At 44.3% G+C, this 16966-nt stretch carries 18 protein-coding genes; 7 read left to right on the forward strand and 11 right to left on the reverse strand.

Translation table 11 applies throughout. From position 1 onward, the window contains the following. Positions 1–234 precede the first annotated feature (234 nt). The 7 genes from Q1A18_RS00285 to Q1A18_RS00315 are packed head-to-tail and all read left to right on the forward strand — an operon-like array spanning position 235 to position 8693. The gene (locus Q1A18_RS00285) at positions 235–1518 is read left to right on the forward strand and encodes a cytochrome c3 family protein (protein WP_299576148.1); all 1284 of its coding nucleotides are present in this window, start codon (positions 235–237) and stop codon (positions 1516–1518) included. Between the two features lie 22 nt (positions 1519–1540). Further along, positions 1541–4519, forward strand: coding sequence for a 4Fe-4S dicluster domain-containing protein (locus Q1A18_RS00290; protein ID WP_299576150.1), 2979 nt, complete (start codon positions 1541–1543; stop codon positions 4517–4519). A 16-nt stretch (positions 4520–4535) separates the two neighbouring features. Then, a complete protein-coding gene (gene nrfD, locus Q1A18_RS00295) occupies positions 4536–5906 on the forward strand; it encodes an NrfD/PsrC family molybdoenzyme membrane anchor subunit (protein ID WP_299576152.1) in 1371 nt (456 codons plus the stop codon). Continuing rightward, a complete protein-coding gene (locus Q1A18_RS00300; protein WP_299576154.1) occupies positions 5899–6417 on the forward strand; it encodes a DUF3341 domain-containing protein in 519 nt (172 codons plus the stop codon). The genes nrfD and Q1A18_RS00300 overlap by 8 nt, the downstream gene beginning before the upstream one ends. Positions 6418–6424: 7 nt before the next feature. After that, positions 6425–7603 (forward strand): hypothetical protein, encoded by a 1179-nt coding sequence (locus tag Q1A18_RS00305; protein ID WP_299576156.1) that lies wholly within the window; start codon positions 6425–6427, stop codon positions 7601–7603. Positions 7604–7605: 2 nt separating this feature from the next. Next, on the forward strand, positions 7606–8196 hold the full coding sequence (locus Q1A18_RS00310; protein WP_299576158.1) for a c-type cytochrome: 591 nt from the start codon (positions 7606–7608) through the stop codon (positions 8194–8196). Positions 8197–8219: 23 nt separating this feature from the next. Then, the gene (locus Q1A18_RS00315) at positions 8220–8693 is read left to right on the forward strand and encodes an FKBP-type peptidyl-prolyl cis-trans isomerase (RefSeq protein ID WP_299576160.1); all 474 of its coding nucleotides are present in this window, start codon (positions 8220–8222) and stop codon (positions 8691–8693) included. 69 nt (positions 8694–8762) lie between these two features. Here the strand turns inward: Q1A18_RS00315 and Q1A18_RS00320 are convergent, their stop codons facing one another. From Q1A18_RS00320 to Q1A18_RS00370, 11 genes are all read right to left on the reverse strand, one after another. Beyond that, the gene (locus Q1A18_RS00320) at positions 8763–9155 is read right to left on the reverse strand and encodes a carboxypeptidase-like regulatory domain-containing protein (RefSeq protein ID WP_299576162.1); all 393 of its coding nucleotides are present in this window, start codon (positions 9153–9155) and stop codon (positions 8763–8765) included. Positions 9156–9458: 303 nt separating this feature from the next. After that, positions 9459–9761 (reverse strand): cation transporter, encoded by a 303-nt coding sequence (locus Q1A18_RS00325; protein WP_299576164.1) that lies wholly within the window; start codon positions 9759–9761, stop codon positions 9459–9461. A gap of 77 nt (positions 9762–9838) precedes the next feature. Next, positions 9839–10315 carry a DUF302 domain-containing protein gene (locus Q1A18_RS00330; protein ID WP_299576166.1) on the reverse strand — a complete coding sequence of 159 codons (477 nt, stop codon included), beginning with the start codon at positions 10313–10315 and terminating at the stop codon, positions 9839–9841. Positions 10316–10380: 65 nt separating this feature from the next. After that, on the reverse strand, positions 10381–11259 hold the full coding sequence (locus tag Q1A18_RS00335; protein ID WP_299576169.1) for a protoheme IX farnesyltransferase: 879 nt from the start codon (positions 11257–11259) through the stop codon (positions 10381–10383). A gap of 1 nt (position 11260) precedes the next feature. Next, positions 11261–12205, reverse strand: a complete 945-nt coding sequence (gene coxB / locus Q1A18_RS00340) for a cytochrome c oxidase subunit II (protein ID WP_299576171.1) — start codon at positions 12203–12205, stop codon at positions 11261–11263. A 6-nt stretch (positions 12206–12211) separates the two neighbouring features. Further along, positions 12212–12496 (reverse strand): cytochrome C oxidase subunit IV family protein, encoded by a 285-nt coding sequence (locus Q1A18_RS00345; RefSeq protein WP_299576173.1) that lies wholly within the window; start codon positions 12494–12496, stop codon positions 12212–12214. Positions 12497–12506: 10 nt separating this feature from the next. After that, positions 12507–13124, reverse strand: a complete 618-nt coding sequence (locus tag Q1A18_RS00350; protein WP_299576175.1) for a cytochrome c oxidase subunit 3 family protein — start codon at positions 13122–13124, stop codon at positions 12507–12509. 11 nt (positions 13125–13135) lie between these two features. Then, positions 13136–14752 (reverse strand): cbb3-type cytochrome c oxidase subunit I, encoded by a 1617-nt coding sequence (locus Q1A18_RS00355; protein WP_299576177.1) that lies wholly within the window; start codon positions 14750–14752, stop codon positions 13136–13138. 15 nt (positions 14753–14767) lie between these two features. Further along, positions 14768–15568, reverse strand: coding sequence for an SCO family protein (locus Q1A18_RS00360; protein ID WP_299576179.1), 801 nt, complete (start codon positions 15566–15568; stop codon positions 14768–14770). Positions 15569–15794: 226 nt separating this feature from the next. Continuing rightward, entirely contained in the window at positions 15795–16517 is a 723-nt protein-coding gene (locus Q1A18_RS00365) for a sulfite exporter TauE/SafE family protein (RefSeq protein ID WP_299576181.1), read from the reverse strand. Then, complete coding sequence (locus Q1A18_RS00370) at positions 16514–16963, reverse strand: FixH family protein (protein ID WP_299576183.1); 450 nt, start codon at positions 16961–16963, stop codon at positions 16514–16516. The genes Q1A18_RS00365 and Q1A18_RS00370 overlap by 4 nt, the downstream gene beginning before the upstream one ends. Positions 16964–16966 lie beyond the last annotated feature (3 nt).

Raw genomic sequence — 16966 nt, forward strand, 5'->3', positions numbered from 1 at the left:
CGTTGGTTTTGTATCATTTTGATCTATTCTGATTTCTTTTCACTTAATTAAATCTTGTTCAGCGTCAGGTATTTAGTGAATGGCGCTTGCTTATGTGTTCTACAAGCATCATCGGGATGTTATCTGGGGATAATTTTTTAACTTGAGCTTGAAAACCTTAAAGTATAAAATTTGTTAATTCTGATGAGTTGCTAAATCCTAAGGTTTGAAAAAAAACTTACTAAAGCTTGTAGAATGAAACTAAAGTCCCCTGTTTTACAGAATTACGGGTTTTCGTCCCGTCTTTTTCTGTTTATTCTCTCCATCTCCATCTTTGTTTTATCAGTGACAGCTTCTGCTGAAACACAAAATCCATCAAGTGAAACAGATTCTGTAGGTGCACAAACAGCAGTTTCAGAACCTGACTCAGCAATGGTGGATTCAATAACCAATGCAGAGCAATCAGCTACTGCTGAGGTACAGAAGCCCAAACGTAAAGTTGATAAGTACAGTCATTACCGAGACGACATTAAGCGTGGCGAACGGTTTTTCAGGGGGCTGTTGCCCCATAACAACAAGCAGGCTTCCTGCACTTCGTGTCATAATTTACTGCCTTCTGATACCTTGAATTGGAATCCATCCGCCATGGAGATTGCCATCAAGTATCTGGATAAGGATTTTGCCTCTTTTCAAGCGTTGGTGACGGAGCCTTCAGGAGGTAAAATGGCCGAAGTGCATCAAGGGTATGAATTTGAAGCGGCAGATCTTAAGACCGTTAAAGCCTATTTGGATGATTTGGCCATGCGTGGTCCTCAACCAGTTAAGCCCACTATTAATCGCTTACTCTTGTTCCTTTTCCTGGGAATGATTATCACCTGGGCGTTGCTGGAGCTGATCTTCTTTCATAAAATAAAATACAAGGCCATTCCACTGCTTATCTTCCTGGGAGTATTCGGCTATCAGGTGAAAATGATTTATGAAGAAGGAGTTAACCTGGGGCGGTCACAGGGCTATGAGCCGGATCAGCCTATCAAGTTCTCGCATAAAGTGCATGCCGGGCAAAATCAGATTGATTGTAAGTATTGCCACTTTACGGTAGAAGATAGTAAGTCGGCCGGCATTCCTCCGGCAGACCTTTGTTTAAACTGCCACTCGGTAGTGCGTGAGGGAACCCGTTCCGGAAAGTTTGAAATCGCGAAAGTGATTGATGCGGTTGAAAACAATAAACCAGTAGAGTGGGTGCGGATTCACGATTTGCCCGACCATGTTTTTTTCAGCCATGCTCAACACGTCAATTCCGGAAAACTGGATTGTATCGAATGTCATGGCGACGTGGCTGAGATGGATGTACTCAAGCAAGTGGAAGATTTGAGTATGGGCTGGTGTTTGGATTGTCACCGAACCAAAGAAGTTCAGTTTGTCGATAATAAATTCTATGAATCTTATGAGACGCTTCATGAGCAATTGAAGAGTGGTGAAATCAATAAAGTAACCGTTGATATGATTGGTGGAACAGATTGTATGAAGTGCCATTATTAATAAACCAACAAACCTAATCAGAATGAAGGAACAATACTATAAAAGTTTGGATGATTTGATTTATGATGCGCGCCAGGCGGCAGAAGAGGTTGATTCTGGCGATCGCAAATCCATTCTTCAAATGAAAAAGGAGTCACGATCAGAAGCCACTTCTCGCCGGGATTTTCTGAAGCTGTTTGGTTTTACAATTGCATCAGCAGCCATTGCTACGAGTTGTCAGCAGCCGGTTCAAAAAGCCATTCCTTTTTTGATTCAACCAGAGAAGATTATTCCGGGAGAGGCCAGCTACTTTGCTTCAACGTATTTTGATGGTAACGACTATTGCAGCGTTCTGGTAAAAGTACGTGACGGTCGTCCGATTAAGATTGAAGGAAATGCGTTATCTCCGGTTACTCGTGGTGGAACAAATGCACGGACCCAAGCTTCTGTTTTGGGCCTTTACGATAATAAACGGCATAAAAATCCCAAGTTCAAAGGGAAAAAGATCAGTTGGGAAGATGGTGACCAGCAAATTCTGGAAGCGCTGGCCGAAATCAAGGCCAAAGAAGGTAAGTTGGTGCTTCTGACAGGTACAATTATAAGCCCGTCGACCAACGCGGTAATTCAGGAGTTTTTGGCGGCCCATCCCGGAGCTGAGCATATTCAGTACGACGTGATTTCAGCGTCGGGTATGTTGCAAGCCAATGAACAAAGCTATGGCAAAGCCTTTATTCCATCTTACGATTTTAGCAAAGCGGACCTTATCGTTAGCTTTGATGCTGATTTTCTGGGAAGCTGGCTTTCTCCCATCGAGTATACCAAGCAATATTCGGAACGCCGAAAGCTGGTTGATGGTCAGAGATCGATGTCCCGGCACCTTCATTTTGAAGGAGGAATGTCGTTAACCGGATCGAATGCCGATGAGCGCATTCAAATTCGGCTCTCGCAGGAGAAATTGGTCATTGCCAACCTGTATAATGAACTCAAAAAACTAGCCGGAGAGCAGCCGGTAAACTTACCGGCTTCACCGGTTGATATCACCAAGGTAGCTGGCGAGTTAATTGCAAAAAAAGGCAAGTCGCTGGTGGTTAGTGGAAGCAATGATTTGGAAACCCAACTGTTGGTGAATGCGATCAATGAGTTGCTCGGAAACTATGGAAACACCATCCGCACCGATGTGCATTTAAAATTGCGTCAGGCGATGGATGCGGACATGGCTGGTTTGGTGGATCGAATGGAAGCGGGCCAGGTGGATGGCCTGATTTTATATGATGTTAATCCTGTTTACGATTATCCGCAGGGGGAGCGCTTCAAAACTGCACTGCAGCAAGTGCCGCTGAGCATAGCCTTGCCAATTCTGGGTGAAGAAACATCGGAGCATGTGCAGTACATTTGCCCTGATCATCATTACCTGGAAGCTTGGAACGACGCAGAAGTCAAATCGGGAAGTTATTCACTTGCTCAACCAACGATCCGTCCCATATTTAAAACCCGGGCGGCCCAGGAGAGTCTCTTGAAGTGGGCTGGGAATCCGGTTGATTTTCACACATACATCCAGAACTACTGGGAGAAGAATATTTATCCGCAGGCTCAAGATGGGCAGGCCTTTATTGATTTTTGGAACAGCAAACTGCACGATGGGATTTTTGAATCGGGGAGAAAAGAAGACGGTCTTTCAGCTTATAATGGAGAACGGGTACCAACAATATTGGCTCAGGTAAAAGGTCTGAAAGGCAACGATGCGCTGGAACTTAACTTGTACACCAACGTGAGTGTGGGAACCGGAAAGCAAGCCAACAACCCTTGGCTGCAGGAATTGCCCGATCCGGTTACCAAAATTTGTTGGGACAACTATGCCGCTGTTTCGCCAAAACTGGCTAAAGAACTGGAACTGGAAGATGAGCAGCTGGTCATGATCAATGACTTTGGACCGATTCCGGTGGTTGTTCAGCCTGGGCAGGAGCATCGAACAATTTCGGTAGCTTTAGGCTATGGCCGGGTTAATTTGGGAACTCCGGAAGGAACCGTGGGAAAGAATGCTTTTCCGCTTGTTGCCTCTGAAAACGGAAGCCTCCGGTATACGCTGAAGCAAGTCAACTTGCAAAAAGTTGAAGGAGACTATCAGCTGGCCAAAACGCAATCGCATCACTCCATGGAGGGCCGGAATTTGGTTCGGGAAACTACCTTGGAAGATTATTTAGCTAACCCGGCTTCGGGAAATGAAATGCGTGAAGAACTGAAATCGCATTTGAAATCCTTATATGCTCAACGGAAATTTGATGGTTTCCACTGGGGAATGGCCATTGATTTGAACTCGTGTACCGGGTGTAATGCTTGTGTGGTGGCATGTTCTGCTGAAAACAATGTGCCGGTTGTGGGCAAAGAGCAAGTGATTATGGCCCGCGAAATGCACTGGATCCGGATTGACCGCTATTACAAAGGAGATCCGGATAATCCGGAACTTGTTCGCCAGCCGGTTATGTGTCAGCACTGCGACAACGCACCTTGTGAAAATGTTTGTCCGGTTGCGGCAACGACACACAGCAACGAAGGTGTTAACCAAATGGCTTACAACCGTTGTATCGGAACGCGCTATTGCAACAACAACTGTCCGTATAAAGTGCGACGATTCAACTTCTTTGATTATACCGGAGCTGATGCGATGCCTGGAAATACAATTGATCCGGCAGAAATGACAACCGACCTGCGTCGATTGGTGCTAAACCCTGATGTGACGGTTCGGGCTAAGGGTGTCATTGAAAAATGCTCGTTCTGCATTCAGCGTATTCAAGAGAAAAAATTAGCAGCTAAAAACGAAAGCCGACAACTGCAAGACGGAGAAGTGGTACCAGCCTGTGCCCAGTCTTGTCCGGCTGATGCCATTGTTTTTGGTGATTTGAATAATAAGGAAAGCCGGATTTCGAAATTTTTTGATGATGAGCGTAACTACCATTTATTGGAAGAACTGCATACGCTACCATCCGTTGGCTATCTAACTAAGGTGAAAAATAAAACCGTCTAACTAAAACGAATAAGGAATGTATACATCTCCGCTAAGAGAACCGTTAATTCGGGGAAATAAGAACTACAAGCAGGTGACTGATGATATTTTGTCGCCCATGGCTGGCAAACCATCCAAGTACTGGTACTTGGGCATAATCCTGGCGGGAATTGCGGCCCTTTTTGGGGGCTGGGCTACTTTCCGTACCGTGTTTTATGGTATTGGGGAATGGGGCCTGAACAAAACCATTGGCTGGGGTTGGGGAATCACCAACTTTGTGTGGTGGGTTGGTATTGGCCATGCCGGAACGTTTATTTCGGCCATCCTGCTTCTTTTCCGTCAGAAATGGCGTACCAGTATCAACCGCTCGGCCGAAGCCATGACGTTGATTGCCGTGATGTGTGCGGGCTTTTTCCCGCTAATCCACATGGGGCGGCTGTTGCTGGGGTTCTACATTTTCCCGTATCCAAATACGAGAGCTTTATGGGTAAACTTTAACTCGCCCTTGCTTTGGGACGTTTTTGCCATTTCTACTTATTTTGCTGTTTCGCTGGTTTTCTGGTATGTCGGATTAATTCCAGATATTGGAACGGTACGCGACCGGGCTAAAACAAAAATCCGCAAGGCAATCTATGGATTCCTGAGTTTTGGATGGACAGGATCTGCCAAACATTGGTCTCGCCACGAAACCATCAGTTTGATTCTGGCCGGACTGGCAGCCCCGCTTGTACTTTCGGTACACACCATTGTGAGTTTTGACTTTGCCACCTCGGTTATTCCCGGATGGCATACCACTATTTTCCCTCCGTACTTTGTTTCCGGAGCCATCTTCTCAGGGTTTGCCATGGTGTTAACCCTCATGATTGTAACCCGAAAGGCTTTGAACCTGGAAGAATACATTACCATCAACCATATCGAGTCGATGAATAAGATTATCATTCTGACTGGCTCAATTGTAGGTATTGCCTATTTGACTGAGTTTTTTATTGCTTGGTATTCCGGGGTTGAATTTGAAACCTATGCCTTTTTTAACCGGGCTTTTGGACCTTATGCGTGGGCATACTGGATCATGATGACTTGTAATGTAATTACTCCACAGCTTTTCTGGTTCAGGAAGCTACGACGCAATGTGATGTTTACTTTTGTGATCTCCATTTTTGTGAATATCGGGATGTGGTTTGAGCGTTTTGTTATTGTAGTAACCTCGTTGCACCGCGATTTCCTTCCTTCCAGCTGGACCATGTATAAACCAACGTTGGTTGAAGTGGGACTTTATGTTGGAACATTAGGACTGTTTTTTACGCTGTTCCTGCTGTTTATCCGTGTGTTCCCGGTTATTGCAGTTGCCGAGGTTAAAGGAGTTTTGAAATCATCAGGTGAAAATCAAAAATTAACTGGCCATGAGTAAATACATTACCGCTTATTATTCAGATGAAGAAGATCTGCTGAAAGGAATTGGTCAGATCAAGGCAGATGGCCTGAAAATTATGGATGTGCTTACGCCTTTCCCGGTTCATGGGCTTGACAAGGCCTTAAGTATTCCGCGTTCGCGACTTACCCGAGTGGCTTTTTGGGGTGGTGCTGTTGGTGCTACCTTGGGTTTTGGTTTTCAAGCTTGGGTTTTTACCATTGATTATCCCTTGAATATTGGTGGTAAACCATTTTTTGCGGTACCATCTTTTATGCCTGTCGCCTTCGAGCTGACGGTCCTCTTCTCGGCGTTTGCTATGGTCATTGCCTTTTTTCTTAGCAACAAACTAGGTCCCGGCGCGAAACCAGTCATCCATGATGAACGGGCAACCGATGATCGCTTTCTGGTAGTTGTTGAAGTGGAAGAGAATAGTCCGGAGGAACGGATTAGTCAAATAGAACAAGCACTGGCCAAGGCTGGAGCTGAAGGAATAACCTTAAAAGCATAGATGAGTTATGGAGAATCAAAAATTTATATTTCCCCGCAAACTGGCTTCGATTACTTTAAGCATGGTGGGCATTGGCGTGCTTGCTTTGGTTGTTAGCTATTTTACAGGAGTAGGCTCTGAGCGTATTGCCGCCAATCTTTTACTAAATTCTTATTATTTCCTTTCGCTCGGATTGATTGGCTTATTCCTGGTTACTGTGCATACCATTGCTGAGTCCGGATGGCACACCAGCATTCAACGGGTGGGAGAGGCGATGAGTGCTTTTATTCCTGTTGGAGGAGTGTTGCTTCTATTGCTTTTTGTCTTGGGAGGGATGCACCTGCTTTACCACTGGACCCATACCGATCATCTGGATGCCATTCTGCTTAAAAAGGTTGCTTACCTCAATACGCCGTTCTTCTATGGACGTTTGCTTGTTTATTTGGTTTTGTGGATCGGACTGGCTCACTTTATTCGTAAAAACTCGCTTTTACTTGATCAAACAGGCGACTTGAAATTTTACCGCAAATTCAGAATGCTCTCGGCTGTTTTTGTGGTTGTGCTGGCCATAACCAGTGTTACAGCTTCGTGGGACTGGCTCATGTCTATCGATGCCCATTGGTTTAGTACCTTGTATGGATGGTATGTTTTTTCGAGTATGTTGGCTAGCGGAACGGCTATTTTAATTCTTTTGGTGATTGCCTTGAAACAAATGGGGTATATGACTCATGTTAATCAGGAGCATATCCATGATTTGGGGAAATACCTGTTTGGCTTCAGTATTTTTTGGGCTTACCTATGGTTTTCACAATACATGCTGATTTGGTATGCCAATATTCCGGAGGAAACGGTTTATTTTTACGAGCGTCACAAACACTTCAGCGACGTATTCTATGTGAACCTGATTCTGAATTTTGTGGTTCCGTTTTTTGCCCTGATGACCCGAAACTCCAAGCGTGGATCGTTAATTATGGTTCCCGTGGCATTAATTATCTTTATTGGTCACTGGGTCGATCTTTATCAGTTGATTATGCCAGGAGTGGTTGGCGGTGAAAATTCGGGCATTGGTATTCCTGAGATTGGAATTACCATTGGTTATGTGGGCTTGTTTTTATTTGTTGTTTTTCGCTCGTTAACCAAAGCTCCGCTGGTTCCGAAGCATCATCCATTTTATAAAGAAAGTCTTGAATATCATACCCAATATTGATTATGAAACGAACTGTAAAAATATACTTGTTGCTTTTGGTGGTAGGTCTTTCGGTGGCTTGTACGAAAAGCAAGAACAAGCCAGGACATACTTTTTTCCCGGATATGGCCTATTCTCCGGCCTATAAAACCTATTCCGAAAATCCGGTTTTTGAGGACGGCCAAACCATGCGTTTACCGGCTGAGGGAACGATCCCGCGCGGATTTAAACCTTATCCTTATGCCGGGCGATCAATGGAAGAGCAGGTGCGAGCTGGCCAGGAACTGGAAAATCCGCTTGAAGCAACTTCCGAGGTGCTGGCAGAAGGAAAGCGTCAGTATGAAATTTTTTGTGTGAGTTGTCATGGCGATATTGGCGATGGCAATGGGCATCTATTCACCAGCCGGGTTTTTCCGGCAAAGCCTCGTTCCTTAATTGATGATTACTTGAAAGGGAAGCCTGATGGGGAAATTTACCATGTCATTACACGGGGATCTTTTTCGGGCTTGATGGGGCCCCACGGTGGTCAGATAAGCCCGGAAAACCGTTGGCGGATTGTTCACTATGTGCGAAGCCTGGCACAAGATCAGAACATCGCTTCCAGTGAAAATTGATTTTGGGAACTAAAATATTGACAGTGAAAATCAGAAAAAACACGATTGCAACAATTCAATATTCGGTAACAGATGCTGCCGATGGCAAGCTGCTGCAAAAGGTTTCGGGTGAAGATCAGCAAGAGTTTTTGTTTGGAAACCAATTGTTACTCGAAGTCTTTGAATATCATTTGCAGGGGCTTTCTGCCGGCGATTCGTTTGAATTTCAGGCTGGATCTGAAGAAGCTTACGGACCGATAGACCCCAAAGCAATTGTTGATTTGCCCATTCAGACATTTGCAGAAGAAGATGGCCGGATTGATCATGAAGTGGTGCAGGTAGGCCATGTTTTTCCTATGGGAGACCGACAAGGAAATCAGCTTTATGGAAAGATAATCAAGATAAAGGAGGACTGGGTCACGATGGACTTTAATCATCCGATGGCTGGAAAAGACCTTCAGTTTTCCGGAAAAATATTGACTGTCAGAGAAGCCTCCCCGGATGAAATTCCATCTTAATCCGGGGAATTGTTTTTTTAGATACAAACTCAAGTAACCACTTTCTGCTTTTATGTGACAGAGAAATATTTATTTGCGGGGTTGCTTTTTCCCTGATTCCAATTTTGCTGCTGTTTGTTTTAACGCTGCAGAAGACTCCGGCACCAGGTAGATAATGGTCATCTCTTGCGATGATTGGTCAATGGTACTAAGATCTAAAACATAGGTTTCATAACCCTCACAACGGATCAGGACATTCAGGGTGTCTGAAGGCAAATTCCAGAGTCTGAAATCGCCATCTTCATTGGTAATTGTACCAATTCCTTGTTGGTCATCTTCAATGCATACACTGACTCCGTAAATCGGTTCCTGAGTAATTTTGTCGAGTACGCGTGCATGTACGTTGGTGTTTTCAATGTTGCCTGCTGTTGTAAACAGGGCGGATAGCATAAGTAAGCTAAATACAATAAGTGGTGTTTTCATACGTCATCAATGTTTTAAAAGTACGTATGGAACTTACTTTAATACTTTCACTTGATTGTTCTGGTTTCCTGACGTGGTAAATGAAATTTTAAAGTTTAATTCCTGTTTTCTGAACTGTTATTTCTGTTTCTATTAACTACTACAAATACAAGGCCTAAGAGTTCTTGTGAGATGTTAAAAAAATGCAAAATCGCAGAGCCACTTAAAATTTTGGGCTTTTGATCAATCTGTAGGGCTAAAACCGACCCAAATGAGCGGGGAAGTTCTCAATTTTGTGAGAGGAATTTATCATTTTGATTCGAGTCATTCTAATACGGAATAGCCTCTCTTTTCAATTGCTTTTTGGATCTCCTCTTTGTTTGTCTTAGCCGGGTTAAACACAACACGGGTTGTTGAATCTTCATGGTTGGCTTCAACCAGGCTTATTCCTTCCAGCAGATTGATGCCCTTTTGAATCGACTCTTCACAATGATCGCAGGTCATGCCCTCGACGTGGTACACAAGCTCTATTTGCTGACTGGCTTGTTCTGCTTCGGGTTGGGGACTTTTCGATGTACATGCAACGGTAGCTATACTTAGCAATAGTAGTAATGCGGCTGTTTTCATGGATGTTGATTGTTAAGGTTAATAGGTTTTTTCTTGTTATATCGACTTTTTAGCAGCAATAGCGAGCTCAAAACGGCTTAGTCAATGAGTGGCGCCAATATTTCTTCGCTGCCTTCTCCTGCTTCTCCCATAACTGCTTTTGCATGGGCACCAAGCAGCTTGGACAATAAGCCGGCATTGATGCGGGTAATGTATGTTTTTCCATCACTTTTTTCAAAGATGGCAATCCGACAGGGCATCATGGCAGACAGCTGTCGGTCTGCATCGCCCGTCAGTAGACGTGCAGCCAAATCAGGCTTACAAATTGAAAAGACTCTGACAGGCTTTACCTCAAATCCATGTTTGGACAGGGTGGCCTGCAGGTTATACTGGTGTGGTATACTCCAGTTATTTTCTTGTACGGATTGTTCTATTCGTTCAATCGTTTCGGTAAAATTATAGTTGCTTTCACTTTCAGTAAATAACATTTTAGGAACGGTAAGGAAAATTACCAGGAAACTGAGGAGAATTCCAGTAACTAATCCGGTTATGAAAACCATTGTTTTTTGTTGCATCGCTAAAGTATTTAAGAATCTAGATGTATTGGTATAACATCTGCTTTTTTTATTTGTTCAACGACTCAAAAGCGAAACAAAAGGCTGTCGATGATCAAGGCAATCATCATAAACAGGTAGAGGAAGTTAAGTTTGAAGAAGGTTGGCCGGACAGGCAGGTTGTGTCGAACCAGCAATTGCCGGCTAGTGGTGAAAAGCAGGTAAAATATATAAAGCAACAACACCGCAACAACAGCAGGACTGATCATGATTTTTAAAGCAATAATCAGCGCGGCTGCAATGGTTGATAAAATCCAGGTATAACTGAGGCGTTTAATCTGGTTTTCAGAGAAAAGGTCATTCAGGCTGGGGTAGTTCACCAGTTTGTATTGTTCGCCGAACATAAGCAATAAGAGCCAGAAGTGCGGGATTTGTCCAATGAAAAAGAAAATGGCCACCCAAAAAATCACCGGATCCAGTAGTGAGCCGCCAGCAGCAAGCCAGCCAATGTAAGGTGGCAGTGCGCCCACAAGTGAGCCGGGTACTACGGCAAAAGCGGTAACCTTTTTCAGTGGGGTATAAAATCCATTGTAGGAGATCAGGGTGATTACACTGGCTATCAGTGCTACGGGAGCAAAATGATTACTTAGAATCCAGGCCCCGGCAACAAAGTAGCTTAAGGCTACCATCAGAGCAAATGTTGGCGATATTTTGCCGGACGGAATTGGACGGTTTTGCGTCCTCGGCATATGCTTGTCGATCTTGTACTCTTGCCAATGGTTGATGGCGCTCGAACTACAGGACACTAAAAAAACACCAAGCGACAGGTATAAACCTTCCATCCCAAAGCTTCCTGTTTGCAGCACATAACCGGTTACTGCAGATAATGAAATGGGCAAAGAAATACGTACTTTGCCCAATTGAAGAATAATTTTAAGGTAGGAGCCTGGTGTTTGTGGGCCCATATTATTTCAAGGTTTTCAAGTATTCAATAATATTGGCAATGTCCTCATCACTCAGCTGTCCCTGGTAGCTTTGCATCAGTCCTTTGTTAAAGCCATCCACGATGTCGGCTTCCGGCTCATAAATGGAGCGTTTGATGTATTCATCATCCACCGTTATGGTGCGTTCCTCGCCTTGCGTTTTTACGGTCACTTCGTGCCCGTAAATGCCTTTAAACGAAGGACCGATGATTTTCGATCCGTCTACCGAATGGCAGGCAAAGCAGCCAATGTTGGTCATGATTCGTTTGCCGGTAGCTGCGGGTGACTCCACCGCAGCACTGGCCACTTGTTGTGTGGTGTCAGTGTACCAGTTGTTGAACTCGTCCTGAGGCATCACTTTCACCCAATTGTACATATAGGAGTGTTGAAGCCCACAATATTCGGTACAAAACAACTCATAGATTCCTTCATTCTGAGGGGTAAACCACATGAATTTATCGCGCCCTGGAACAACATCTTCTTTTACGCGAAACGAAGGGATGAAAAGAGAATGGACAACATCCATCGAACGCAGATTGAGTTTTACCGGTTGATCCTTGGGAACGAACAGGGTATCGGTTCGGCGGCCGTTTTCATATTCAAACGTAAAGTTCCACATCCGGGCAACAACGGTAATCTCAAAGCTGTCTTCCGGTGCTTTTTTCATGGGTTTCCATCCGGCCCATCCGTAATAAAACATGATTAAAACCAAGATGGTTGGTATGATGGTCCAGATCAATTCCAGCAGGTTACTTCCTTTGATTTGCTCGGCTTTGGGATGTCGCTTTTTGTTGTACCTGAAAATAAAGTAAATCATGACTGCAGTCAGCGCAATCAGAAAGAAAAAACTGACGGCAAGAATAAACAGGAATGCCCGGTCGACATCGGCAACAAAATTAGAGGCTTGTGTTGATGCTAAAATATACATAGTTTTTTATCTGAAGGAGTAGTCAAAAAATGTAACAATAACCACAGCGATAAATACTGCTAAAACAAATCCGACCATGATTCGAATATAAGGCTGATCAAATTTCAGGTGCATGAAATAGGTCAGTACTAAACTTGATTTTATCGAGGCCAACAATAAGGCTCCGACAACCGTGTAGCTTCCCAGCTCGATATCGGTAATGGCTATCGAAAGAAAGGTTAGTACCACTAAAACCAGCAAGACGATCGCGTAAACACGGTACGGTACGATATGATGTTTTTCATTTTCCATAGGTCAGTCGTTAAGTGATTAAGTAAAATAATGGGAAAAGGAAAATCCAGATTAAGTCGACCAAGTGCCAGTAAAGCCCGGCATTTTCCAGCAGGGTGGGGCGTCCGGCATGAACGGTTCCTTTGTGTACCCGGGCTAGGGCAAATCCCATAATAACCAGCCCGGCAACAATGTGCAATGCGTGCAAGCCGGTCATTACAAAGTATAAACCAAAGAACAGGACTTCCCCTTGACTCATTTCTTCTTTCATGTATTCGGAGCCCGGAAAAATGCCATGATCAAACTTAACGCCCCACTCGAAATATTTATTGATCAAAAAGATGATTGCCAAAATAAATGTGATTTCAAGCAGGAGAATAGCCGTGCCTTTTTGCTTTTTCTGAAGGGCGGTGGTCGACATGGCAATGGTCATACTACTCACCAGCAAAATAAGCGTATTTAAGGCACCAACCGTCAGGTTTAGCTCTCCGGCTGCCATGTGAAAGGCATCGTGATTTAAATAGCGGTAAACTGAATAAATAATGAACAGGCCACCAAACAGCAGCAATTCACTAAAGATGAAGAGCCACATTCCGATCTTCGATCCTTCGGGATCATAGTGCTCATCATGTTGAATAACTTGTGACATAGGTATAGCGTTTATTGATATTCGTAAGGTCCGTCTTTTTCGTGATATTCAGGAATCTGATCAAAGTTTTCCAAGGGCGGTGGCGATGGTACGGTCCACTCCAGTGTTTTTCCTTTCCATGGATCCTTGGGGGCAATGGGGCCGCTTTTGGCTGAACGGAACAGGTTGATCAGAATAATTATCAAGCCCAGAGTCATTACCCACGAGCCAAGTGTAGAAAGGATGTTGGCTGCGTGAAACTCTTCGAGATAATCGTAATACCGGCGCGGCATTCCCTGCATACCAAGGTAAAACATGGGCGAATACAAGGCCAGAAAACCAGTTGTGAAAATCAACCAGCCAATGTTGGCCCAAGTGGCGTCGTACATCCGTCCAAACATTTTAGGAAACCAATAATGAATGGCACCAAAGAAAGAGAACCCAACACCTCCAAAAACGATGAAGTGAAAGTGAGCAACCACAAAAGCCGTATCATGCAAATACACATTGGTAGCCAGTGCGCCAACCACCAGTCCTGACAAACCACCAATCATGAAAACGAAGATGAAACCGGCAGCCCAGTAAAAAGGCGTTTGTAGGTTGATCGAACCTTTATACATGGTCGAGATCCAGTTGAAAACCTTGATGGCGCTGGGAATGGCAACCAGAAAGGTTAGAATGGAAAAGGTATATTGGGCGGTGCCGCTCATTCCGGAGGTAAACATGTGATGTCCCCAGACAAAGTAGCCGACAAAAGCAATGGCAAGGGTAGAAGCTACAATGGCTTTATAGCCAAAAATATGCTTTTGCGAGAAGGTCGGAATAATTTCCGAAATGGCTCCCATGGCAGGCAGAATCATCACGTAAACAGCCGGGTGCGAATAGATCCAGAACAGGTGTTGGTACAAAATGGGGTCACCTCCCAAGGCGGGGTCAAATACGCCGATTCCGAAAATACGTTCGAGTGCAACTAGTACTAGGGTAATCCCCACAACCGGAGTAGCCAGCAACTGGATCCAGGCCGTGCCATAAAGGGTCCACGGAAACAAGGGCATTTTCGTCCAGGTCATTCCGGGAGCACGCATCCGGTGAATGGTTACAATGAAGTTCAGACCGGTCAAAATGGATGAGAACCCTAGCACAAAGGCTCCAAATATGGCCGGCAGCATGTTCGATCCTGTTTTGAAACTGTAGGGGGCGTAAAAAGTCCAGCCGGTGTCGGGCGATCCGTCACCAAACAAAACCGATGAAATGACCAGAATGGCTCCGGCAATGTACACCCACCAGGATAATAAATTCAGCTTTGGAAAAGCCACATCTTTAGCTCCAATCATGATGGGAAGCATAAAGTTTCCAAAAACAGCCGGCAGTCCGGGAATCACAATCATAAAGATCATAATCACACCATGGACCGTAAAGACGGCATTGTAATCTTTCGCTTCCATAATGGTTTTACCCGGAGCAATCAGCTCAAACTTCATGGCCAATCCCAGGGTGACGCCAACTAAAAATAAAGTCATCATCGAATACAGGTAGAGTAGGCCAATACGTTTGTGGTCGGTGGATAAAATCCATTTCCACAATCCTTTGTGCTTGCCTTGGTATTCTAAATAACTTACATCATTTGGGGTTTTAGAACTTGCTTGCATAGGAATGTTCGTTTGTTAAACTTCTTTTCGTTTAGGTTTGAGTATCAAAAACAGGAAAATAACGAGTGCAAAAAAGATGATGACCGTTCCGGCAACTTTGGTCACATTTAAGACATAGGTTTGTCCTTGCGGGTCATACGAATAACAGAATTGCAATATTTTATTGATTGTCGGGCCGGATTGCCCTTTGTTGGCTTCGATAATAGCCATTTTAAATTCAAATGGCAGGAAATAAATCCCGTTGAGGTAGCGCGTAATTTTCCCGTCGGGACTGATTACCATGACTGAGGCAGCATGTAAAAAATCGTTGCCTGTTTTTTTGTATTGAAAACCTACTGCCTGCACCGCCTTTGCAATACTGGCACTATCAGAAATGAAAAATTTCCAGCCGGCGGCAATGGCTTCTTTTTTATTCACCAGGTTGAGGTAGTTGGTCTTTTTGCGTTGCGCCAAATCCAGGGTTTCCGTTGGATCGAAACTGATGGTGAGTACCTGGTAATCTTCGTTTGGTTTCAAATCCGATCGATCCATCACTTCAGCCAGCCCTTCCATAAGCGGACTGCAAATGCCGGGACAGCGGTAGTAAACAAAGTTTAAAATGGTCGGTTTGTCAATTAAATCAGAAAGCAGCACCCGCTGCGAATCCAATCCGGTGAGATAAATGCCTTCCGGCAGGTAGTCGTCTAAATGCTCAATTACCCCAATTTCAGGACTGTTCTGAGCATTGGTTGCAGGATTGATTTGCCCTAGGGAGTTGATTTGTAAACAAACTAAAGCCGCAACAAAAAATAGCACTTGTTTAGGAATTAGCCTCATATAGTTTAGCCTCTTGATTTTTGATTTTCTACAAGATAGAAAGACCGATTTACTTTATCACCATAAGAAACCCAAAACCACTACTGAATGTTTATGAAAAAAGCGATAAATGCGTTATTTTATTCTGATTTTAGACGGTACCTCGTGCTTCAAGTCCGTATTTCTTTTATGTTTCTTAGTTCAATGGGTTCAACCTCAGGTTGTAGGGGGTGGTTGTTGATTTAATTCAATGACAGCAGCTTTCTTCCATAACCCGCTCTGCCGGTACCAGTTTTTCGGCTTTGGGGCTCACGTAAGGAATGCCCAGTGACAAGCCACGAAGAATGAAGAGAATTCCCAACAGCACAATAAAGTAGGGAACCACGCGCCGCATGCCAGTGCGTAAGCGTCCACTAATCATGTTTCCGGTTAGCGATAAAAGCAGCATCATGGGGATGGTACCCAGACCAAATAAAACCATGAACAAGGCTCCGGAGAACAGTTGGTTGGTGTTGATGGCTCCGGCAATGGCCACGTAAACCAAGCCGCAGGGAAGTAGCCCATTGAGCAGGCCAATGCTAAACAACGATTGGAACGAATGGTTGGCAAACAGCTGACGTAATTTTGAAATCAGTCGTCCGGCATAACCTGTAAATAGATTGTTCAGGCTGATGCGTTGTTTAAAGAAATAAGGGAAAAGTACGCTTAAAATCATGACAATCCCCAGCAGGATTGATGTCCATTGTTGGAAGCCGGCCAGCTGAATTCCTTGGCCCAATAAGCCGAAAAGTAAACCTAAAACGGCGTAGGTCAGCGTTCGTCCCAAGTTGTAAAGTAGGCTGCCCATAACTTTAGCTGTCGGTTTGTGGCTTTTTAAAGGCAGGGCTACGGCAATAGGACCACACATGCCAATACAGTGAAAACTGCCGATTAGTCCAATGGTTAGCGGGGTTATCAAATCAAACATCATGGCACTTGAATTTCCAGTTCCTGAAAGTAAGGCTTTTCATTGGCCGTCCAATCCAGCTTGACAATGTATCGGCCTTTGGGCAGTTTCTTGATTGAAACGGATTGACTCAGCTGCTCATCCAACTTGAGGGGAAGGCTCAGGTCATTATTTTCACTCATTGGGCTGTAAAAGTGAATGGTGCCCTCGAGCAGTTCATGCTTGAATAGTTGAGGAAAATTGATTTGAACAGCATGGGCCGATTGAACCAATTTCACTCGTTCGGTCAGTTTGTTGACATTTTGAATCTTGTCAATTTGTGCTTGATAATTAACGGATTTTTGGTAGTAATCGTCTTCTACCAGGTAATAATCTTGCCTGACGGCAATCGAAACCAGGTAAACCATACCCGACATCATAATCAGCAGCGCGATGGCAATTCCTGTTCCCCAATTTATTTTTAGTTTCATATG

It is taken from the genome of uncultured Sunxiuqinia sp. (assembly GCF_947495665.1).
Classification (GTDB): Bacteria; Bacteroidota; Bacteroidia; order Bacteroidales; family Prolixibacteraceae; genus Sunxiuqinia; species Sunxiuqinia rutila.